General features: G+C 62.6%; 21 protein-coding genes. 8 read left to right on the forward strand and 13 right to left on the reverse strand.

What is annotated here, in order from left to right; translation table 11 throughout:
• Positions 1 to 4 precede the first annotated feature (4 nt).
• Positions 5 to 787 (forward strand): ABC transporter ATP-binding protein, encoded by a 783-nt coding sequence (locus Q0936_RS14925; protein WP_299293225.1) that lies wholly within the window; start codon positions 5 to 7, stop codon positions 785 to 787.
• Positions 784 to 1,545: an ABC transporter permease gene (locus Q0936_RS14930; protein WP_299293228.1), complete on the forward strand. Its 762-nt coding sequence runs from the start codon at positions 784 to 786 to the stop codon at positions 1,543 to 1,545. Before Q0936_RS14925 ends, Q0936_RS14930 begins: the two co-directional genes overlap by 4 nt.
• 96 nt (positions 1,546 to 1,641) lie before the next feature.
• On the opposite strand, the gene Q0936_RS14935 is transcribed toward Q0936_RS14930, so the two are convergent.
• From Q0936_RS14935 to puuE, 3 genes are read right to left on the reverse strand one after another with little or no spacing between them, the layout of a single operon-like run.
• The gene (locus tag Q0936_RS14935) at positions 1,642 to 2,121 is read right to left on the reverse strand and encodes an ureidoglycolate lyase (protein WP_299293229.1); all 480 of its coding nucleotides are present in this window, start codon (positions 2,119 to 2,121) and stop codon (positions 1,642 to 1,644) included.
• Complete coding sequence (locus tag Q0936_RS14940) at positions 2,108 to 2,917, reverse strand: bifunctional allantoicase/(S)-ureidoglycine aminohydrolase (RefSeq protein ID WP_299293232.1); 810 nt, start codon at positions 2,915 to 2,917, stop codon at positions 2,108 to 2,110. Before Q0936_RS14940 ends, Q0936_RS14935 begins: the two co-directional genes overlap by 14 nt.
• Positions 2,914 to 4,335, reverse strand: a complete 1,422-nt coding sequence (puuE, locus tag Q0936_RS14945; protein WP_299293235.1) for an allantoinase PuuE — start codon at positions 4,333 to 4,335, stop codon at positions 2,914 to 2,916. The genes Q0936_RS14940 and puuE overlap by 4 nt, the downstream gene beginning before the upstream one ends.
• Positions 4,336 to 4,397: 62 nt before the next feature.
• On the opposite strand from puuE, the gene uraH reads away from it, so the two are divergent.
• Positions 4,398 to 4,757: a hydroxyisourate hydrolase gene (gene uraH, locus Q0936_RS14950; RefSeq protein ID WP_299293238.1), complete on the forward strand. Its 360-nt coding sequence runs from the start codon at positions 4,398 to 4,400 to the stop codon at positions 4,755 to 4,757.
• Here uraH and rsmD read toward each other — a convergent pair.
• On the reverse strand, positions 4,754 to 5,302 hold the full coding sequence (rsmD, locus tag Q0936_RS14955) for a 16S rRNA (guanine(966)-N(2))-methyltransferase RsmD (protein WP_299143632.1): 549 nt from the start codon (positions 5,300 to 5,302) through the stop codon (positions 4,754 to 4,756). The genes uraH and rsmD overlap by 4 nt on opposite strands.
• Positions 5,299 to 6,501 (reverse strand): FAD/NAD(P)-binding oxidoreductase, encoded by a 1,203-nt coding sequence (locus Q0936_RS14960; RefSeq protein WP_299293241.1) that lies wholly within the window; start codon positions 6,499 to 6,501, stop codon positions 5,299 to 5,301. The genes rsmD and Q0936_RS14960 overlap by 4 nt, the downstream gene beginning before the upstream one ends.
• An 87-nt stretch (positions 6,502 to 6,588) precedes the next feature.
• Here Q0936_RS14960 and Q0936_RS14965 point away from each other — a divergent pair, with 87 nt between their 5' ends.
• Complete coding sequence (locus Q0936_RS14965) at positions 6,589 to 7,077, forward strand: peroxiredoxin (protein ID WP_299293244.1); 489 nt, start codon at positions 6,589 to 6,591, stop codon at positions 7,075 to 7,077.
• Positions 7,078 to 7,140: 63 nt separating this feature from the next.
• On the opposite strand, the gene Q0936_RS14970 is transcribed toward Q0936_RS14965, so the two are convergent.
• The 7 genes from Q0936_RS14970 to Q0936_RS15000 form a co-directional block, all read right to left on the reverse strand.
• Positions 7,141 to 7,995, reverse strand: a complete 855-nt coding sequence (locus tag Q0936_RS14970) for a mechanosensitive ion channel domain-containing protein (protein ID WP_299293247.1) — start codon at positions 7,993 to 7,995, stop codon at positions 7,141 to 7,143.
• Between the two features lie 3 nt (positions 7,996 to 7,998).
• Positions 7,999 to 8,295 carry a 4a-hydroxytetrahydrobiopterin dehydratase gene (locus tag Q0936_RS14975; RefSeq protein ID WP_299143643.1) on the reverse strand — a complete coding sequence of 99 codons (297 nt, stop codon included), beginning with the start codon at positions 8,293 to 8,295 and terminating at the stop codon, positions 7,999 to 8,001.
• A complete protein-coding gene (locus Q0936_RS14980) occupies positions 8,292 to 9,479 on the reverse strand; it encodes a GNAT family N-acetyltransferase (protein WP_299143645.1) in 1,188 nt (395 codons plus the stop codon). Before Q0936_RS14980 ends, Q0936_RS14975 begins: the two co-directional genes overlap by 4 nt.
• 52 nt (positions 9,480 to 9,531) lie before the next feature.
• Positions 9,532 to 10,299: a glycerophosphodiester phosphodiesterase family protein gene (locus tag Q0936_RS14985; protein WP_299143647.1), complete on the reverse strand. Its 768-nt coding sequence runs from the start codon at positions 10,297 to 10,299 to the stop codon at positions 9,532 to 9,534.
• Complete coding sequence (locus Q0936_RS14990) at positions 10,296 to 10,754, reverse strand: RidA family protein (RefSeq protein ID WP_299293250.1); 459 nt, start codon at positions 10,752 to 10,754, stop codon at positions 10,296 to 10,298. Before Q0936_RS14990 ends, Q0936_RS14985 begins: the two co-directional genes overlap by 4 nt.
• Before the next feature lie 68 nt (positions 10,755 to 10,822).
• The gene (locus tag Q0936_RS14995) at positions 10,823 to 12,124 is read right to left on the reverse strand and encodes an HlyD family type I secretion periplasmic adaptor subunit (RefSeq protein WP_299143651.1); all 1,302 of its coding nucleotides are present in this window, start codon (positions 12,122 to 12,124) and stop codon (positions 10,823 to 10,825) included.
• A complete protein-coding gene (locus tag Q0936_RS15000) occupies positions 12,121 to 13,857 on the reverse strand; it encodes a type I secretion system permease/ATPase (RefSeq protein ID WP_299293253.1) in 1,737 nt (578 codons plus the stop codon). Before Q0936_RS15000 ends, Q0936_RS14995 begins: the two co-directional genes overlap by 4 nt.
• Positions 13,858 to 14,023: 166 nt before the next feature.
• On the opposite strand from Q0936_RS15000, the gene Q0936_RS15005 reads away from it, so the two are divergent.
• Together Q0936_RS15005 and Q0936_RS15010 are read left to right on the forward strand one after the other, a co-directional pair.
• Positions 14,024 to 14,782: a VacJ family lipoprotein gene (locus Q0936_RS15005; protein WP_299378220.1), complete on the forward strand. Its 759-nt coding sequence runs from the start codon at positions 14,024 to 14,026 to the stop codon at positions 14,780 to 14,782.
• A 2-nt stretch (positions 14,783 to 14,784) separates the two neighbouring features.
• The gene (locus Q0936_RS15010; RefSeq protein ID WP_299143658.1) at positions 14,785 to 15,372 is read left to right on the forward strand and encodes a phospholipid-binding protein MlaC; all 588 of its coding nucleotides are present in this window, start codon (positions 14,785 to 14,787) and stop codon (positions 15,370 to 15,372) included.
• Between the two features lie 5 nt (positions 15,373 to 15,377).
• On the opposite strand, the gene Q0936_RS15015 is transcribed toward Q0936_RS15010, so the two are convergent.
• Positions 15,378 to 17,561, reverse strand: coding sequence for a transglycosylase domain-containing protein (locus Q0936_RS15015; RefSeq protein WP_299293259.1), 2,184 nt, complete (start codon positions 17,559 to 17,561; stop codon positions 15,378 to 15,380).
• A gap of 251 nt (positions 17,562 to 17,812) precedes the next feature.
• Here Q0936_RS15015 and Q0936_RS15020 point away from each other — a divergent pair, with 251 nt between their 5' ends.
• Positions 17,813 to 18,151 carry a P-II family nitrogen regulator gene (locus Q0936_RS15020; RefSeq protein WP_299143663.1) on the forward strand — a complete coding sequence of 113 codons (339 nt, stop codon included), beginning with the start codon at positions 17,813 to 17,815 and terminating at the stop codon, positions 18,149 to 18,151.
• A gap of 27 nt (positions 18,152 to 18,178) precedes the next feature.
• Positions 18,179 to 19,489, forward strand: a complete 1,311-nt coding sequence (locus Q0936_RS15025) for an ammonium transporter (RefSeq protein WP_299293262.1) — start codon at positions 18,179 to 18,181, stop codon at positions 19,487 to 19,489.
• The last annotated feature ends 270 nt before the right edge of the window (positions 19,490 to 19,759 follow it).

The raw sequence follows: 19,759 nt of genomic DNA on the forward strand, positions 1-19,759 counted from the left end.
GCCCATGACAAACCTGATTGATATCAAGGGCGTACGCCACGCCTATAAAACCCCCTCCGGCCCGCTGCCTGTGCTAGACGGGCTGGAGCTTTCGGTGCCCGAAGGCGGCTTTGCCGCTGTGGTGGGGCCGTCGGGCTGCGGCAAGTCCACGTTGACGCGACTGGTGGCCGGGCTGATGAAGCCCGACGAGGGCGAGGTCTGGTTGCACGGCGATCTGGTTAAAGGGCCGAAATCAACCGTCGGCATGGCCTTTCAAAACCCTGTCCTGCTGGAATGGCGGACGATCCTGCAAAACGTGATGCTGCCGCTGGAGATCGTCTCCACAGGCATGAACAAACGCGAGCAGGAGGACCGCGCGCGGCACTTGCTGGACCTTGTGGGGTTGTCGGGGTTCGAAGACAAACGCCCCTCCGAATTGTCCGGCGGCATGCGCCAGCGCGCGTCGCTCTGCCGGTCAATTGTGCACAAGCCCGAGGTGCTGATCCTCGATGAACCCTTTGGCGCGCTGGATGCGTTCACGCGCGAGGACCTGTGGCAGACCATGCACAAGGTCAAAGCCGAAGAGCCGTTCACGGGCGTACTCATCACCCACGACCTGCGCGAGAGCATCTTTCTCGCCGATCAGGTCATCGTGCTGTCGGGACGGCCCGCGCGTACGCAATACGTGATGGATGTGCACCTGACCGGCGAGCGGGACATTGAGATGCTCTATACTGCGGAAAGTGCGGAGGCGCTCAACATCCTGCGCCAGCAGATCCGCATCGCGCAAGGGAGGGACGCGGCATGACCTTTCGTCAGATCGGCGTGCCTCTGGCCGCGCTCGTCCTCTTTGGTCTGTTCTGGGAATGGTTGGTTTGGGTCAATGGTTGGCCGAATTACAAGATGGCCTCGCCCAGCGATATCTGGCCCGCGTTCTGGAAGTTCCGGGGCCTGTTTCTGGAATACGGGTGGGACACCTTGTGGCGCACGGTGGCGGGCCTGCTGCTGGCGGTGGTGTTCGGCGTGTTTCTGGGCATGGTCATGGGCCTGTCCAAGACAATGCGCGACGCGCTTTATCCGTTGCTGGTGGGGTTCAACGCCATCCCCAAGGCGACCGTGGTGCCGATTGTGGCGCTGATGTTCGTGGGCCAGCACGACATGAACACGATCCTGATCGCGTTCCTGATTTCGTTCTTTCCCATCGCCGTGTCGGTGTCGATTGGCCTGAGCACGTTGGAGCCGGAATACCGCGATATCCTTGCGTCGCTGGGCGCGTCGAAGTTCACGATCTTCTGGAAGATTGCCTTGCCCAAAACGCTGCCGGAGTTTTTTGGCGCGCTGAAGGTGGCGGTGACGCTGGCCTTTATCGGGACCAACCTGATGGAGATCGTGGAGCCGCATGGCCGCGGGCTGGGGCATCTTTTTGACAGTGGCAAGATCAGCGCGGATTACCCGCTGATGTTTGCCGTTCTGATCGCCTTGGCGCTGATGGGGATTGTCCTTTACTACGTGGTGGTCGCGCTGGAAAAGGTGTTCGCCGGCTGGGCTGAGCGCAATCCGGGCTGATCTTTGCGGCGCGCGTGCCGCGCACGACATGTTTCAGGGGGCTCTGCCCCCGGCGCATGCGCGCCTCCCTCGAGGTATTTGTGGGCGAAAGGAAGATCAGGCGGTGATGGTGTAGCCGGGGTCGAGCGCGTGTTCTTCGAGATTTGCGCCCGGTCCGATGCGGTCGATGACGGCAAAGAGGCCCGGTGCGTGCAGTGGGGTCAGGACGCCGTGCCATGTACCGCGGTGCAGGTTGATCGCTTGGCCCGGTTCGGTGAGGAACGCCTGTGGTAGGTCGGTTTTGTCCCGGGCCACGGTGACGAGGAAGCTGTGTTCCGACATCGGGACAAAGCATTGCGAACCGTCCGGGTGTCGTTCCAGCAGGTCGAGCGTGTAGGGCAGTTGGCGGGGTTGGGCCTGGAACAGGCTGATGCCTGCGCGGCCGTCCGCGAAGTCCATCTGTGCCCGGTCGTGGTAGCGGCCGCAGAGGCCCGCGTTGATGATCTTGTCCGGATCACCCGCGCAGTCCAGAACATCGCCGAAGGGGGCGAAGGTCCGGGCGGTCAGGGGCTGTGCCTTGATCTCAGAGCGGGACATGGCGGTTCACATCTTTGTAGAGCAGGTAACGGAACGGGCCGTCGCCCGTGGCAATGCAAGCTTGCGGGCAGAAGGCGCGCAGCCACATGAAGTCGCCCGGGCCCACCTCGACCCAATCGCGGTTCAGCAGGTAGCGCGCGGTGCCTTCGAGGACGTAGAGCCCATGTTCCATCACGTGGGTTTCGGCAAAGGGGATGCGCCCGCCCGGTTGGAAGTTGACGATGTTGACGTGGCAGTCGTAGCGCATGTCGAGCGGGTCGAGGAAACGCTGTGTAGCCCAAAGATTGCCGCAATCGGGCATGGCGGCGGCGGGGACATCCGTGTCGTGGGTCACGACCGCCTCGGGCAGGCCCACGCCTGCGCCCGGCACGTATTTCTTGCGGATCCAGTGCGCGCCGCAGGGCGCATCCGACCGGTTCCACAGGGTCCAGCGCGCGCCCGGCGGGATATAGGCAAAGCTGCCTGCGCGCAGCTCGTAAAGGTCCGCGCCCACGGTCAGATGTGCGGTGCCGTGCGCCATGAACAGCACGGCCTGCGCGTCCATGTCCGGTTCGGGGTCGTTGCTGCCGCCTTCGGGGGCAAGTTCGATGGCGTATTGCGCGAATGTCTCGGCAAAGCCGCTGAGCGGGCGGGCGAGGATCCACGCGCGCGTGCCGTCCCAGCCAGGCAGAAAGGACGTGACGATGTCGCGTTGCACCGAGGCAGGGATCACTGCGTAGGCTTCGGTGAACACGGCGGTGCTTTCGGGGTTTTCGTTCTGGCCGGGCAGTCCGCCGGGGGGAAAGGCGTATGTCATCCCATCGCCTCCAGCCGCAGGCGCGCAATGCGTTCGACCTGCCGGCAGGCTTCGGCCATTTCGGTGGCGGTGTCATTGCCGATCCGCCGGTCAAAGGCGCGCAGGATCCCTGCCTTGTCATGGTCCTTGACCGCGATGATGAAGGGGAACCCGTGCTTGGCCACATAGGTGCTGTTGCGCGTGTCGAACTGGTGGCGTTCGTCGTCGGTCAGCGCATCGAGGCCCGCGCTGGCCTGTTCGGACGTGCTCTCTGCCGTCAGACGCTTGGCCGCCGCCAGCTTGCCCGCAAGATCGGGGTGTGCGCGCAGCACGCCCAGCCGCTGGTCCTGCGTGGCGGCGCGGAAGACGCGGCAGAGCGCGTTGTGCAGCCCTTGGGAGGTGTCATGGGCAGGCCCCAGTTCGAGCGCATGCGCGCCCTCGGCAATCCATGGAGAGTGTTCGAAGATACCGCCGAACTGGTCGACAAACGCCGCCCGGTCCAGCAGGTGCCAGCCGCGCGGTGGCACAGGCGGATGCGTCTCGGCCCAGTGGTCCGCAATATCCTGACGGCGCGCGCACCACACCCCTTCGAACCCCTGCACATAGTCGATGAACCGGCGCAGCGCCTGCACCCGTCCGGGTCGCCCGATCAGGCGGCAATGCAAGCCCACGGACATCATCGCGGGCCGCCCTGCCACCCCTTCGGCATAGAGCGCGTCGAACGTGTCACGCAGGTAGGCAAAGAACTGGTCGCCCGAATTGAACCCCTGCGGCGTCGCAAAACGCATGTCGTTGCAATCGAGCGTATAGGGCAGGATCAGCTGATCCCGGTCGCCCACACGCGTCCAATAGGGCAGATCATCGTCATAGGTGTCGCTGATCCAGGCGAACCCGCGCGCCGCCGCCAGCGCCACAGTGTTGACCGAACAGCGGCCCGTGTACCAGCCACGCGGGGGCGTGCCGGTCACCTCGGTGTGCAGCGCGATTGCCGCATCCATGTCCGCCGCCTCGTCCTGCGGAGCATGATCCTTGTAGTCGATCCATTTCAGCCCGTGCGACGCGATCTCCCACTCGGCCCCCTGCATCGCCTCGACCTGTGCGGGGCTGCGCGCCAGTGCCGTGGCCACACCGAAGACCGTCACCGGCACGCGGGTCTCGGTGAACAGGCGGTGCAGCCGCCAGAACCCGGCACGCGCGCCATAGTCATAGATCGATTCCATGTTCCAATGCCGCTGCCCCGGCCAGGGGGCGGCGCCCACGATCTCGGACAGGAACGCCTCGGACGCGGCATCGCCATGCAACAGGCAATTCTCGCCCCCCTCTTCGTAGTTCAGCACAAAGGACACGGCGATGCGCGCACCACCGGGCCAGGCCGCATCGGGGCGGTCCGCCCCGTGGCCGTGAAAGTCGCGCGGATATCTTGGTGGCAGGTCTGCCATGGACTTCCCTTTGCAATCAGAGTGAGATGCGCACAATCTGAGAGAAACGGGGGCCGGATGCAATGGCTGCGGGATATCTGACGACACATGTTCTGGACACGGCGCGGGGGCTGCCCGCTGCAGGCATAAAGATTGCGCTTTATCGTGTGTCCGGCAACAGCCACCGCAAGATTGCCGAGGCCGAGACAAATGCCGACGGGCGCACCGATACGCCCATCCTGCCGCAGGGCAAATTCAAGGCCGGGCAATACGAGCTGATCTTTTTCTGCGGTGACTATATCGATGCGCACGGGCTGAACGGCGAGGCGGTCAAGTTCCTCGACCAGATCCCGATCCGCTTTGGCATCTCTGACGCGGACGCGCATTACCACGTGCCGCTGCTGCTCTCGCCGTTTGGCTATTCGACCTATCGCGGCAGCTAGGCAACCGCCTCCAACAGGGTCAGATGGGCAGTGCCAAACCGCCGCGTGTCCACGGGCGCATAGCCTGCGGGCGCGTCCATGACACGCTCTTCTTCCCACACAACCAACGCGCCGGGCCGCAACCAGCCGTGCACAGCACCCAACGCCTTTTGCCCCAACCCCTTGCCGTAAGGCGGGTCGAGGAACACCAGATCAAAGGGGCCCTGCGCCTTGGCGCCCAACCGCGTGGCATCCCCGCGCATCAATGTCGCGGCCTCCCCGGCCTGCAACTTGGCCATGTTCTCGGAGATCAGCCGCTGGCCCACGCGCCCGTTTTCCACGAACACCACCCGGTCCGCCCCGCGCGACAGCGCCTCGAACCCCAGCGCACCGGTCCCTGCAAAGAGGTCCAGCACCTGCGCCCCGTCAATCACGTCACGGTGGGTCAGCATGGAAAACAGGCTCTCGCGCACCCGGTCCGGCGTGGGACGCAGATGCGCGCCCGGATCACCCTTGCCAACCGAGGCAAGAGGCACACCGCGCCAACGCCCGGCAATGATCCTCACTTGAGCAGCGCCTTGAGGTCCCCCGCAGGATCCGCCACCACCGCAGGGTCTGCATCCTTGCCCGCCTCGATCAGCCGCTTGCCGATCATGTAGGCGCGCGGATCATTGGCCGCATCGACGGCCAACAGCGTGTCGCCACGGTAGTACCAGAATGACTGCGCCGCCCCGCCATCCCGCGTCACCACCCGGTCATAGCCGGTGTTGAGCCCCGCAATCTGCAATTTCACATCATACTGATCTGACCAGAACCAGGGCCGCGCAACGTATTCCTTGCCCGCCCCCATGATGTTCTCGGCCACGCATTCCGCCTGATCGATGGCATTGGGCACGCTTTCCAACCGAATGCGCGCGCCGCGAAAGGGGAACGACGCACAATCGCCCGCCGCCCAGACATGCGGTACATTGGTGCACCCCTGCGCATCCGTGGCAATCCCGTTGTCGAGTGCGAGTCCCGCCGCCTCGGCCAGCGCCGTGGCGGGCGTGATGCCCACACCGACGATCACCAGATCCACGTCCAGCATGGTGCCGTCCGTCAGTTCGGCCCCCTTCACGGCCCTATCACCCAGCAGGCGGGTCAACCCGACGCCCTCGCGCAGATCTACGCCATGCCCGGCATGCAGGCTGCGGAAATAGTCACTCGTTTCAGGTGCTGCCACACGTTGCAGGATCCGTTCGGCCATCTCGACCAGCACGACATTCAGGCCCAGCTTGGAACAGACCGCCGCCGCCTCTAGGCCGATATATCCGCCGCCCACGATCAACACCGTCTTGCCCGCCGCACAGACCGGCGCCATCGCGTCCACATCCGGCAGATCGCGCACCACGAACACGCCGTCCAGATCACCGCCAATGGCAGCGGGCAGGCGGCGCGGCTCCGACCCGGTGGCAAAGACCAGATCGGTATAAGACAGATCGTCGTCTCCCACCCGCACGGTCTGCGCACCCGTATCAATGCCCGTCACCACGGACCCAAGACGCAGATCAATGTCATGCTCCGCGTAAAACGCCTCCGGACGCAGGAACAACCGCTCCAGCGGCATCTCGCCCAGCAGATAGGCCTTGGACAAGGGCGGGCGCTGATAGGGCGGCACAGGCTCGGCCCCGATCAATGTCACCGCCCCCTCGAACCCGCCATTGCGCAACTTGGCCACACAGGACGACCCCGCCTGCCCTGCCCCGATCACCACCACATGGCTCATTTGCCCAACCTTTGTTCTCGCCCTTTACCGACGCGCAGCCTATATCGCTCTCCAAGGCATAGGCAATTCCAAGAAAGGCCCAAACACATGGCAATTTCCCAAGGCGATACCCTTCCCGACGCAACCCTGTCCTATCTGGGCGACGACGGCCCCGCCACGCTCCAGCTCAGCGACAAGACCAAGGACCGCAAGGTCGTGATCTTTGCCCTGCCCGGCGCCTATACCGGCGTGTGCAGCACGGCCCACGTGCCCAGCTTTATCCGCACCAAAGACCAGTTTGCCGAAAAAGGCGTGGACGAGATCATCTGCATCTCCGTCAACGACCCCTTCGTGATGGGCGCATGGGGCGAGGCGACAGGCGCCACCGCCGCAGGCATCACCATGCTGGGCGACGCCGAGGCCGCGTTCACCAAGGCCATGGGCCGCGACTTCTCCGCCCCGCCCGCGGGCCTCATCGACCGCTCCAAACGCTATGCGATGGTGGTAGAAAACGGCACCGTCACCCTGATCCACGAAGAAGAAAACCCCGGCATGTGCGAAGTCTCCGGCGGCGAGGCCCTGCTCGACGCCATGTGAGCGGCGCGCCAAATCAATAATGTCGTAAAAGGCCCCCGGCGACGGGGGCCTTTTTCCTTTGGATCACTCCGCCGCCTGGACAAGCGTGCGCGTGGGGAACGGAATGTCCACATCCGCCGCATCCAGCGCTTCCTTGACCTTGCGCTTCATGTCCGCCTGATACTGGAAATAAACCGCACTGTCGCACCACACCCGCACCAGGAAATCCACCGAACTGTCGCCCAGGTTGTTCACCTGAATGAACGGCTCGGGATCGCTGTGCGACCGCTCGTCCGCCATGATCGTGTCGCGGATCACCTCCTCGGCCTGCTTCAGGTTCACACCGTATCCCACACCAAACGTCCACTCGGCCCGCCGCTTGGGATAGATCGAATAGTTGGTGATCACGTTCCCCCACACCTCGGAATTGGGGATGATCACCTGCACATTGCTCAGGTCCGCCAGCTCGGTAAAGTTCAGCGTCACGTCCTTGACCGTGCCCATCTTGCCCGCCACGTCGACAAAATCGCCGATCTTGAGCGGCCGGAACAGGATCAGCATCACGCCCGCCGCCACATTCGACAACGTCCCCTGCAAGGCCAGACCAATCGCCAGACCGGCGGCACCCACGGCCGCGACCACCGACGTCGTCTGCACCCCGAAGGTGTTCAGCACGATCAGAAAGGTGAAGCCCAAAATGATGTAGCGCACCAATGAGCCGAGGAAGTTGAACAGCGTGTCGTCCAGATGCTTGTGGTTCAAGCCGATCTTGCGCACCCGCCGTCCGGCCCAGGCCGCAATCGTCCAACCCACAAACAGAATGGCAATCGCGGCCAGAACCGACCCCACAATCGACGCCAGAAACTCCAGCGACATGAAATCGCCCAACGTCTTGCCGTCCCACACCTCGGTGGCCATCAAACTCTGAATATAGTCCATCTCTTAACCCGCCAGACTGTCCATCTTGCGCGCCAGTTTCACATCCAGCGTGCTGACACCACCCAAATCATGGGTCGTCAGGGTCACATCAACGGTCTTGTAGACGTTGGACCACTCCGGGTGATGGTCCCACTTCTCCGCCCAGATAGCCACACGAGTCATCCAGCCAAACGCCTCGACAAAATTGTCAAAGACGAAGGATTTGAAAATCGCATCACGCCCGTCAACAACCGACCACCCGGTCTCCTCCAGCGGATCCAGCAGGGTGTCGCGCGTCTCTTCGCTCAGCTTTTCGGTCATTCCTGTTCCTCGATCTGGACCCGCTTGAACGGTCCGTAATCCGTGAGAATTTCAATCTCCTCTTCCACCGCCTCACGCTCGGCTTCGAGGTAGTTGGCAATCGCATCGGCAAAACCCGCGTCGCCAACCCAGTGCAGGCTGTGGGTCTGGGTCGGCAGATACCCTCGCGCCAGCTTGTGTTCACCCTGTGCGCCCGCCTCCACACGTGCCAGCCCGCGGTCAATCGCGATGTCGATCGCGCGGTAGTAACACAGCTCGAAATGCAGGCACGGATGATGCTCCACACAGCCCCAATAGCGTCCGTATAACGCATCAGCCCCGACAAAGTTCAACGCACCGGCAACATACCGCCCGTCGCGTTCGGCCAGCACCAGCGCCATGTCGTCCCGCAACGTCTCCTGCGCGATGTCAAAGAACCGGCGCGTCAGATACGGTGTGCCCCATTTGCGCGCGCCCGTGTCCTGATAAAACTCCCAGAACGCGTCCCAATGTTCAGGCCGCAGGTCATCGCCGGAAAACGTGTGGATCACCCCGCCAAAATCCTGCGCCTGCCTGCGCTCCTTGCGGATGTTCTTGCGCTTGCGGCTGCTCAACGTCGCCAGAAACCCGTCGAAATCCGCGTATCCGTCGTTCAGCCAGTGAAACTGCTGCGTGGTGCGCGGCATCAGGCCCAGCGCAGCGCCCGCCTCCCGTTCCGCTTCGGTACAGAACGTGACATGCAGCGAACTCAGCTGATTGTTCGCCCCCAACTGCACCGCCCCCTGAACCAGCGCCGACAGGCCGGTTTCCGCAAAATCGGGATGGGTCAGGAACCGCCGCCCCGTGGCAGGCGTATGCGGCACGGCGATTTGCAGCTTGGGGTAATATCGCCCCCCCGCCCGCTCATAGGCATGGGCCCAGTTGTGGTCAAAGATGTACTCGCCCTGGCTGTGCCCCTTGGCGTACATCGGTGCCACGCCGATGGTCTGCCCGGCCAGCACGGCTTGCAGGTATTGCGGCTGCCACCCGGTGCCGGGGCCCACCGAATTGCTGTCCTCCAGCGCCTTGAGAAACCGGTGCGTCGTGAACGGATCATTGGGCCGCCCACCGCCCGCCGCTTCGGGACAGGCACAGGCATCCCATGTCGCCGCGTCGATGGCGTTCAGGCTGGGCAGAACACGAATTTCGATCTCTTGCTCGGACACGCGGCCTTCCCTTCGCTCTGGACTGTTGAATGTGTGTCGCAGGCGGGCAGGTTCAACCGGGCTGCGCGGCCAAGTACCCCTCAAAGGTCACATTTTCGGCAATCCGCCGCGCTTCCGCCTCTGCCTCTGGCGACCGGATGGTCCAGCACAGGATGTGCGCGCCCGCAGCCTTTAGCGCCGCCACTCGTGGCCGGGACAAATCGGCGGCCTCGTGGCTGATGAAACTTGCGCCCACACGGTCAAAATCGGGGATGTCCCTCAGCCGCGCACAAGTCGCCTCGGGCAAGGGCCAATTGGCGGGGTCATAGGCGCTGGTCACCAACCCTCGGGGCAGGTCGGGGCACAGGTCGGCCATGCGCGCGACGCTGTGCGGGTTGAACGACATCAGCGCCACGGGTCCCGCATAGCCCGCCAATGCCGCAGCGGTTGCAGCCTCCAGCGGGCCGATGTTGTCGCCCATGCCGCCATCCTGATCTTTGATCTCGATCAGCAGCGGCACCTGACCGGCCACAAGGTCCAACACCTCATCTAGTGTCGGAACACCCTCGTCACCACCACGTAAGGTGATACCCCCAAGTGTCCCCGCGGGGACAGATCGCACCGGACCAGTCCCATGCGCCAGCCGGGCCAGGTCATAGTCGTGGAAAACCATCGCCTGGTCATCGGCGCTGAGCTGCACGTCAATCTCGATGCCATAGCCCTGCGCAATCGCCGCACGGATCGCCGCCCGACTGTTTTCCGGGCGGCCATCATCGACGTCATGCAGGGCGCGGTGCGCAAGCGGTGCGCGCAGGAACGCAGGGTCCAGGGCAGGCGTCATTTGATTTCAAAGATGCCTTCGATCTCAACCGCCACACCCAACGGCAGCGCCGCCGCGGACACAGCCGAACGGCTGTGACGCCCGGCATCGCCCAGCGCCTCGACCAGGAAATCAGACGCACCATTGATCACCTGCGGCTGGTTCGTGAAATCAGCGGTCGAGTTCACAAACCCGGTCAGCTTGACCACCCGCACCAGACGCTCGATGTCACCGCCACAGGCCGCCTTGACCTGGGCCAGCAGGCTGATCGCGCAGGTCTTGGCCGCAGCGGCCCCTGCCTCGACTTCCATGTCAGCGCCCAGTTTGCCGGTGATCAACCCGTCTGCGCCGTTCGAGATCTGACCCGAGACGTAGACGATGTTGCCCACCTGAACAAAAGGCACATAGTTCGCGGCGGGCGCGGGAGCGTCCGGCAGGGTTACACCCAGTTCGGCAAGGCGGGATTCGATCGACATGGCGGCATCCTTTCAGGCTGTTTCGCGCGGACGCTAGACCGCCAGCCGGACCGAGGAAAGGGCCAAGATCAGGATTCCCGGAAGGCCCGGTTGAAATAATCCGCCAGCGGCTTGATCAGATAGGCCAGCGGCGACCGATCCGCCGTGCGGATGAATGCCTCGACCGGCATGCCGGGGATTAGCACCTGCCCCTCGGCCAGCTTGTCCTGCTCACCGGGGTTCAGCACGATTTCCGCGCGGTAGTAACTGGCACCAATCGCCTCGTCCTCGAACGCATCCGCAGAAACCAGCGCAACCTCGCCCACCAGTTCAGGCGTCGTGCGTTGATCCAGTGCAGAGAACCGCAGGTTCACCGCCTGTCCCGTCACAATCTGGTCAATGTGCAGCGGGTCCACCCGCGCGGCGATCACCAGCGGACGATCCTGCGGGATGAGGAACAGCACCGGGTCCGCGCCGCGCACAACCGACCGCATCGTCTGAACGCGCATGTTGTAAACGATACCCGACACAGGCGCGCGGATTTCCATACGCTCGATGTCCGTCATCAAGGACAGACGCTGTTCGATCAGTTCCAACTCGCGCGAGCGCAGATCACGCAGTCGGGTGATCGCCTCTTCGCGGCGTTGCGAGTTCAGACGCAGCACTTCGATCTCGATCTCGGTGATGCGCTGTTCGGACTGTGCCTTGCCCGCCGCCAGCTCGCCCAACTGACCGTCCAGCGATGCCGATTGCCGTTGCAGCGCCAGCACGCCCGACGCTTGCGTCAAACCCCGCTCCAGCAGGCTTTGCTGCGCTTCCAACTCGACCTCGATCAGCTCAAGCTGACGGGCCAGCGATGCCTCTTGCGCCTCGATGCCGATAATCTGGTTGCCGGTTTGGCCTGCGCGTTTCTCCAGTTGTTCGATCTGGCGCGCAATGGAATCGCGGCGGGCAAAAAACAGATTGCGCTGCCCCTCGACCAGTTCGGCCACGGACGGGCGTTCCTCTGCGATCTTCAGCAACTCGGGCTCAAAGGTGATCGTGTCGCGCTCGTCCCGCTCGGCCTCAAGCCGTCCGCGACGGGCCATGAACTCGTAGAGTTGCCCTTCGACGATGGCGAGGCTGGACCGCATCTGGGTCACGTCCAACTGGATCAACAGGTCACCCGCCTGAACGGTATCGCCCTCCTGAACCGCGATCTTGGACACAACGCCGCCTGTGGGGTGCTGCACAATCTGCCGGTTCTGATCGACCTCGATACGTCCCGGCGCGATGATGGCGCCCGCAATCTCGGTGTAGATGGCCCAGGCCATGAACCCGCCCAGCAGGCCAAAGAGGCCAAAGAACCCGATGAAAAGCGGGCGTTTGGCCGACCAATTGTTGTCGCTCATGTGACACCCCCTGCACCGGCGGGTGCGCGCTGGATTTGTTGATGGTTCTTGACCATGGATTTCAGAATCTCGTCCTTGGGCCCAAAGGCGGTGCGGACACCGCCGTCGATGACCAGCAACAGATCACATTCCTGGATCGCGGCGGGCCTGTGCGCCATGATGATGACCGAACGACCGTCGGCCTTGGCCCCGCGAATGGCCTGGTTCAGCGCCTGCGTCCCCTCGTTGTCGAGGTTCGAGTTCGGCTCATCCAGAACCAGGATCACCGGATCATCATAGAGCGCCCGCGCCAGCCCGATCCGCTGGATCTGACCGCCTGACAGGCGCTGTTGGGCGGCGTTCACACGGGTGTCGTAGCCTTCGGGCAGTTCAAGGATCATCTTGTGCGCGTCCGCCTTTTGCGCGGCAGCCACCACTTTGGCGTCATCCGGTTGCAAGGACAGCCGCGCGATGTTCTCGGCGATGGTCCCGTCAAAAAGCTGGACCCGTTGCGGCAGGTAGCCGATGTGCTGCCCGAGGACGTTGGGCGCATATTGATCAAGCGCCGCAGCATCCAGACGGATCGATCCACCCGCAGGTCGCCACACACCCGTGACACAACGCGCAAGCGTCGATTTGCCCGCACCCGACGGTCCAATCACACCCATCGCGTGACCGGGCGGCAGGTCAAAATTCAGTCCCCGCAGGGACGCCGTCTTTTCGCCCGGCGGCACCACGGTCAGCGCCTTGGCCACCAGTTGTGCTTTGGGCTTGGGCAGGTCGGTGCGCGGCGGTTCGGGGCGCACAGTTCCCAACAGATCCGCCAGCGCATCCCATCCTTTAGTCGCGCGCTGCACGGTTTGCCACTGGGTCAACATCGTCTCAATCGGAGCAAGCGCGCGGCCCAACAGGATGGACCCCGCAATCATCGCGCCCGGCGTCATCTCGTTCTGCAGCACCAGATAGGCCCCCAGACCCAGCATCGCACTTTGCAGAAACAGGCGCAGCGTCTTGGTCAGCGAGGTAAAGCCGCCACCCACATCCGTGGCCTTGATCTGTTCCTGCAACGCGCCGCTGCGGGCCGTCTGCCACCGGTCAAAGGCCGCGTCGCGCATGCCCATGGCCTGCACCATCTCAGCCTCGATCCGCAATTGATCCGACATCACCGTCGCAGTCTGGCTGGCGTGCCCCGCCTTGAGTTGCGGCAAGCGCGACAGCAACTGGTTCGCCAGCGCGATCAGGATAAGGACCGTGCCGCCCGCAACAGCGAGCCACCCGAGCAACGGGTGAAACAGGAAAATCCCGGCGATAAAGATGGGGGTCCAGGGCAGGTCGAAGAACGCCAGCAAAACCGGAGAGGTCAGAAACCGCTGGATCGATTCCAGATCGGCCAGCCCCGATTGGGTGCGCGCGTCCGGCGCCACGGCGGATTTGCGCACCACCGCATCGAAAACACGGCGATCCAGGTCCGCCTGAAACCGTGCACCCACCCGCGCCATGACGCGGCCACGGGTGAAATCCAGAATACCCATCACACCATAGAGAAACACGACAAGCAGCGACAACGCGATCAGGGTCTCTTCGCTCTTGCTGCCCAGCACGCGGTCATAGACCTGAAGCATGTACATCGGACCGGTCAGCATCAGCAGGTTGGCGAACATACTGAACAGACCAACCGACCAGTACAGCCCGTTGCTCTTGCCGCGCACGGCCCGCAATTCGGCCAGGCCCATCTTTCTAAGATCGTTCTGCATCGGCACCTTTTCGCTTGTCTGTTTGCGTCTTTGTGTGATTAGCGACGCTATGGTTTATTTTGCCTGTCACGCAAGTGCCACATGAGGCTAAAGGAATTTCTACGGCTATGGGCATTTTGAACAAAGGCATTAGGTAACTGATACAAATTGTGGTCGGAGAATTCCATTGACACTTATTGTTCGTTTGCAACGTGCGGCAGTTATGTTGCTCGCCGTGGCATCAGTGGCCGCCTGCGCCAGTTCGGGCGGACAGCCAACGGCGGACGGGGTCTATGACCCTTACGAGACACAGAACCGCAAAGTGCACGCCTTTAACCGTGGTCTGGACCGCGCCATCGTGCGTCCGGCGGCGATTGGGTATTCGACCATCCTGCCCGATGAAATCGAAGACAGCGTGGGCCATTTCGCCAAGAACCTGGGCCAGCCTTCGGTTGTCGTGAACAGCGTCCTGCAGGGCGATCTGCGCGGCGCAGGAATTTCGACAGTACGTTTTCTGACCAACTCGGTTCTCGGGATTGGCGGGCTGTTTGATGTGGCCACGGATTTCGATGTGCCACAGCACGACACGGATTTTGGCGAGACGCTGTATGTCTGGGGTGTGGGCGAAGGTGCCTATCTGGAACTGCCGGTTCTGGGCCCGTCGACACAGCGTAACACCGCCGGCAAGGTTGTGGACCTGTTCACCAACCCGCTGAGCTATGCGCTGGACAGCCCCGAAAGCTATTACGGGACCGTCGCGGGTGTCGCCTCTGGCCTTGGCACGCGTGGCCGGTTCTCGGACACCGTGGATTCGATCCTGTATGAAAGCGCCGACAGCTATGCGCAGGCCCGCCTGATTTACCTGCAAAACCGCAGGTTCGAGCTGGGCGATGGTGAGGCGTCCACGGAAATCGACCCGTTTGCCCTCGACACGGAAGGATTTTGATCATGTTTCGACGTCAGTTTCTTGCTTTGACCGGCGCGGCGGTTGCTCTGCCCGCCCTGCCCGCCTTTGCGATCAACGAAGCAGGTGCCGAACGGCTGGTGAATGCGCTGGTCGGTGACATCAACAATGTGATTGCCTCCGGCAAGGGCGAGAACGCGATGTTCCGCGACTTTGAACGCATCTTTGCGCGCTACAGCGACACGTCCTACATCGCGGCCTATGCCATGGGCGTGGACGGACGCCGCGCCTCGACCGCGCAAAAACGCGCCTTTTCGACCGCCTTTCAGGGGTACATCTCGCGCAAGTATGGCAAGCGGTTCCGCGAATTCATCGGCGGGCGTCTTGAGGTCAAGGGCGTCAAGCGCGTCAAGAACTGGTACGAGGTCGAAACGACGGCGTTCCTGCGCGGCGAGTCGCCCTTCACCGTGACGTTCCACGTGTCGGATCGGTCCGGCAAGGATCTGTTCTTCAACATGTTCATTGAAGGTGTGAACCTGCTGTTGACCGAGCGCACCGAGGTCGGCGCGCTGATCGACCGCAATGGCGGCAACATCGACGCGATGATTTCTGACCTGAAAAAGGCGGGCTGACCGCCTTAGCGGTCTGACCCGGACGGATACCGGTTGGTGTTGTCCGGGTTCGGCGCACCACCGCCCAGAATATCGCGGATCAGGAATTCGATGATGCCCTCGGTCGTGCGCGGCGGTTCGGTCCGTTGCGTCGGCGCAGGTGCCGTACGCGTGGCCCCCTCGGGCGGGCGCATCGGCAGCGGACGCGCGGGCAGGCCATCATGCACCCGCAACATCGTCTCGCGCCAGATCTCTGCGGGCAGACCACCACCCGTCACCCCGGTGAGCGGCGTGTTATCGTCATAGCCCATCCAGACACCCGCCACATAATCAGCGGTAAAGCCGATGAACCACGCATCGCGTGCGGCTTGGGTCGTGCCAGTCTTGCCCGCGATTTCGCGGCCGCCAAATTTCGCGCGCTGGCCCGTGCCCTGGCTGACGACCTTTTCCATCATCCAGATCAACTGGGCGGCGGCACCGTCCTGGATCACGCGTTCGCCAATGCCGCCACCGCTGCCCATCAGCGGCTCGGCGTCGCCTTTGAGGCGCAGATCGACAAGACCGTAGGGCGTCACCGATGAGCCACCATTGAGGATACCAGCATAGGCCCCGGTCATTTCAAGCAACGTGCTTTCGGATGCGCCCAGCGCAAGTGCAGGCCCAGCGGCCAGATCGCTTTCGATGCCAAAATCGCTGGCCACACGGCGCACCAGATCACGCCCGACACTTTCAGATATTTTCACGGCCGGGATGTTGAGCGAATCCTTGAGCGCATCGGTCAACGTCACGCGCCCCTTGTAGTCGTTGGTATAGTTGCGCGGCGACCAGGGCCCCGAGCCGGGGATGTTGATCGTCATCGGGCTGTCATCCACGGTGTCCAGCGGCGAATAGCCCAATTCCAGCGCAGCAGCATAGACAAAGGGTTTGAATGCGGATCCGGTCTGGCGCTCGGCCTGAATGGCGCGGTTGAACACGCCCGAGACGCGGGTTTCGCGCCCACCGACCATGGCACGCACTGCACCGTCCGCGCCCATGACCACAATCGCGGCCTGCGCCTTGGAGCCTTTGCGGACCTTGTTTTCAAACACGTCGATCAGCGCCTCTTCGGCGGCGCGTTGCAGGCGTTGGTCAAGGGTGGTGCGGATCACCACGTCTTCGGTGGTGTTGCGGGTGAAAAATTCGGGACCGGTCGACATGACCCAATCGGCAAAATAGCCGCCCGCTTTGCGCCGAGCGGCAGAGGACAGTGTGGCGGGGTTTTGCTGTGCTTGCGCGACGTCCGCGTCCGACAGGTATCCCTGTTCGCCCATCAGCCGCAGCACAGTCGCCGCGCGATCCTGAGATCGTTTGAGGTCAGATGTCGGGGCCATGCGGGACGGCGCGGTCAACAGACCGGCAATCATCGCCCCCTCCGCCGCGCTGAGCGCAGAGGCGGGTTTGCCGAAATACCGCTGTGCGGCGGCCTCTGCCCCATAGGCACCGCCGCCCATGTAGGCGCGGTTGAGGTAGATCGACAGGATTTCATCCTTGGAATACTTGACCTCCATGGCGAGGGCATAGATCGCTTCCTTGGCCTTGCGTTGCAGCGATCCCCGGCGGCAATCGGCGACATAGGCGGCTTCGGATTTCCATTCGGACGGGTCGTATTCCACGCCGAGGCACAAGAGTTTCGCCGTCTGCTGGGTGATGGTCGACCCACCGTGTCCCTGCAGGGCGCCACGCCCCTCGCTGAGATTGATACGCACCGCGCTGGCGATGCCGCGCGGGCTGACGCCGAAATGACGGTAGAACCGCTTGTCCTCGGTGGCGACAACGGCGTTCTTGAGGTCTTTGGACACCGATTGCGCCGTCACCGCGCCGCCAAACTGGTCACCACGCCAAGCGTATACCTTGCCCTCTTGATCGAGCAAGGTGACGGACCCGCGCGCCCGTCCGTCGAGCAGTTGGGTCACATTCGGCAGGGTGGTCCAGAAATATCCAACCGCAAGTGCGAGCACCAGAACTGCCACGGCAGAGACACGCCAGGTGATCACCCACACCAGACGCAGCACCCAGCGCAGCGCACGCATGAGCAGACCGCCCTTTTTCCTGGGCGATGCCTTGCGTTTGCGAACGGGTTTCTTCGCCTTGGAGGCGGTTGGTTTGGCGGGTTTGGACGCATAGCGCCGATCCGCAACCAAAGGGCGTTTGCCCTTTTTTGAATCACTCATACTCGACCCCTGCCCGGCCTTTTGTTTGGCTCATCATATCCCGTTTGCCCCGCATTGCCACGCCCCGCGCACCGGTGAATTTCGATTCTTAACTGCACTAAAATTAGGCAACGCTGCTCGTTTGCGCATTTTTTATGCACATGTCTCGTATTCGCGTCCCCGAAGATGCGCCCAAATCTTTGCCCTGCGACCGCTTTGCATTCTTTTCCGGGCATATCGCAGGGCAGCCTGCCAACCAAAGGGGACATGTGGTGAAACTCATCATTGCTACAATCAAGCCGTTCAAGCTGGAGGAGGTCCGCGAGGCGCTGACCGAAGCCGGTGTGCGCGGCATGATGGTCACGGAAATCAAGGGCTTCGGCTCGCAATCGGGTCACACGGAAATCTATCGCGGCGCAGAATACGCGGTGAACTTCGTGCCCAAGGTCAAGATCGAGATCGTGGTCGCGGCGACCATGGCCGACCAGATCGTACAGACCATCACCAAGACAGCGCAGACCGGCAAGATCGGCGACGGCAAGATCTTTGTGCTGGACGTGGAACAGGCCGTGCGCGTGCGCACCGGCGAAACCAACGAAGACGCCATCTAAGCGCAGTATCAAAGGGAAAAACGGACAATGAAACCTATCAAATCTCTCCTCGTTGGCGCGGGACTGACCGTTCTGCCGACGCTGGCGCTGGCACAGGATGCTGCACCGGGCTTTGACGAGATCGGCCCATACATCATGACCACCCTGCTGTTCTGCATGGCTGGTTTCCTCGTGTTCTTCATGGCGGCTGGCTTTGCCATGCTCGAAGGCGGTCTGGTGCGGTCCAAGAACGTGACCATGCAGATGACCAAGAACATCGCGCTCTTTTCGATCGCGGCGATCATGTACTGGCTGGTCGGCTTCAACACGATGTACCCCGGCGACTTCAACGGCTTTTTCGCTATTGGTGGCTGGACCGTTCTGGACCCGGTTGGCGTGAGTGCCGCCGATGCCGCGCTTGATTACGCGTCGGTTGGTTCTGACTTCTTCTTCCAGCTGGTGTTTGTGGCCGCAACTGCGTCCATCGTATCCGGCGTTCTGGCCGAGCGGATCAAGCTCTGGCCCTTCCTGGTCTTTGTCGTTGTTCTCACAGGCTTTATGTACCCGATTTCCGGGTCCTGGCAGTGGGGCGGCGGTTGGTTGTCCGAGATGGGCTTCTCCGACTTTGCCGGTTCGACTGTTGTGCACTCTGTGGGTGGCTGGGCCGCTCTGGCTGGCGCCATCGTGCTGGGTCCGCGTCTGGGCAAGTACAAGGACGGCAAGGTTGTTCCAATGCCCGGTTCGAACCTGGCGCTCGCCACTTTGGGTACGTTCATCCTGTGGCTGGGTTGGTTCGGCTTTAACGGTGGTTCGCAGCTTGCGATGGGCACCGTGGGCGACGTATCTGACGTGTCGCGCATCTTTGCCAACACCAACATGGCGGCGGCAGCCGGTGCGATTGCTGCACTGATCCTGACGCAGATCCTGTACAAGAAACCTGACTTGACCATGGTGCTGAACGGCGCGCTGGCCGGTCTGGTGTCGATCACCGCAAGCCCGCTTGACCCCTCGTTGTTTGGTGCGCTGTGGATCGGTGCCGTGGGTGGTGTGATCGTGGTCTTTACCGTGCCGCTGCTGGACAAGTTCAAGATCGACGATGTTGTTGGCGCCATCCCGGTTCACCTGTTCGCAGGCATCTGGGGCACCATTGCCGTTGTCTTCTACCAGGAGGGCGCAAGCCTGATCACACAGCTGATCGGTATCGTGGCTTACGGCGCATTCACATTCGTCGCCTCGCTGGTGATCTGGGTCATCCTCAAGGCTGTCATGGGCATCCGTGTCAGCGAAGAGGACGAGATCAACGGTCTGGATATGTCCGAGCTGGGCATGGAAGCGTACCCCGAATTCTCGAAAGGCTGAGGCTCCTTCCTCTCAGACAACAAGAGAACCAACTGGCCGGGCAATTTGCCCGGCCTTTTTCGTTTGTGAAGGGTGCGTGCAGTGCATTAACCTGTCGGCGCAACAGGTCACAGACAAGGGTGGCGGAGCGCAAAAACGTGCAGAACGAGGCCGAAACTGTACAGTTTTGACCGCATGTTTTTTGTCAGGATCGGGCCATTTCAGGAAACTGCGCAGTTTGACCCGCAAACTGTACAGTTTGCCGGACGCCCGTGGACAGTCGGGTTAACG

The organism is uncultured Tateyamaria sp., assembly GCF_947488715.1.
Lineage (GTDB): Bacteria > Pseudomonadota > Alphaproteobacteria > Rhodobacterales > Rhodobacteraceae > Tateyamaria.

Coding starts and splice junctions, on each gene's coding strand:
- Q0936_RS14925 (WP_299293225.1), top strand. CDS start 5: ATGACAAACCTGATTGATATCAAGGGCGTACGCCACGCCTATAAAACC.
- Q0936_RS14930 (WP_299293228.1), top strand. CDS start 784: ATGACCTTTCGTCAGATCGGCGTGCCTCTGGCCGCGCTCGTCCTCTTT.
- Q0936_RS14935 (WP_299293229.1), bottom strand. CDS start 2,121: ATGTCCCGCTCTGAGATCAAGGCACAGCCCCTGACCGCCCGGACCTTC.
- Q0936_RS14940 (WP_299293232.1), bottom strand. CDS start 2,917: ATGACATACGCCTTTCCCCCCGGCGGACTGCCCGGCCAGAACGAAAAC.
- puuE (WP_299293235.1), bottom strand. CDS start 4,335: ATGGCAGACCTGCCACCAAGATATCCGCGCGACTTTCACGGCCACGGG.
- uraH (WP_299293238.1), top strand. CDS start 4,398: ATGGCTGCGGGATATCTGACGACACATGTTCTGGACACGGCGCGGGGG.
- Q0936_RS14960 (WP_299293241.1), bottom strand. CDS start 6,501: ATGAGCCATGTGGTGGTGATCGGGGCAGGGCAGGCGGGGTCGTCCTGT.
- Q0936_RS14965 (WP_299293244.1), top strand. CDS start 6,589: ATGGCAATTTCCCAAGGCGATACCCTTCCCGACGCAACCCTGTCCTAT.
- Q0936_RS14970 (WP_299293247.1), bottom strand. CDS start 7,995: ATGGACTATATTCAGAGTTTGATGGCCACCGAGGTGTGGGACGGCAAG.
- Q0936_RS14975 (WP_299143643.1), bottom strand. CDS start 8,295: ATGACCGAAAAGCTGAGCGAAGAGACGCGCGACACCCTGCTGGATCCG.
- Q0936_RS14985 (WP_299143647.1), bottom strand. CDS start 10,299: ATGACGCCTGCCCTGGACCCTGCGTTCCTGCGCGCACCGCTTGCGCAC.
- Q0936_RS14990 (WP_299293250.1), bottom strand. CDS start 10,754: ATGTCGATCGAATCCCGCCTTGCCGAACTGGGTGTAACCCTGCCGGAC.
- Q0936_RS14995 (WP_299143651.1), bottom strand. CDS start 12,124: ATGAGCGACAACAATTGGTCGGCCAAACGCCCGCTTTTCATCGGGTTC.
- Q0936_RS15000 (WP_299293253.1), bottom strand. CDS start 13,857: ATGCAGAACGATCTTAGAAAGATGGGCCTGGCCGAATTGCGGGCCGTG.
- Q0936_RS15010 (WP_299143658.1), top strand. CDS start 14,785: ATGTTTCGACGTCAGTTTCTTGCTTTGACCGGCGCGGCGGTTGCTCTG.
- Q0936_RS15015 (WP_299293259.1), bottom strand. CDS start 17,561: ATGAGTGATTCAAAAAAGGGCAAACGCCCTTTGGTTGCGGATCGGCGC.
- Q0936_RS15025 (WP_299293262.1), top strand. CDS start 18,179: ATGAAACCTATCAAATCTCTCCTCGTTGGCGCGGGACTGACCGTTCTG.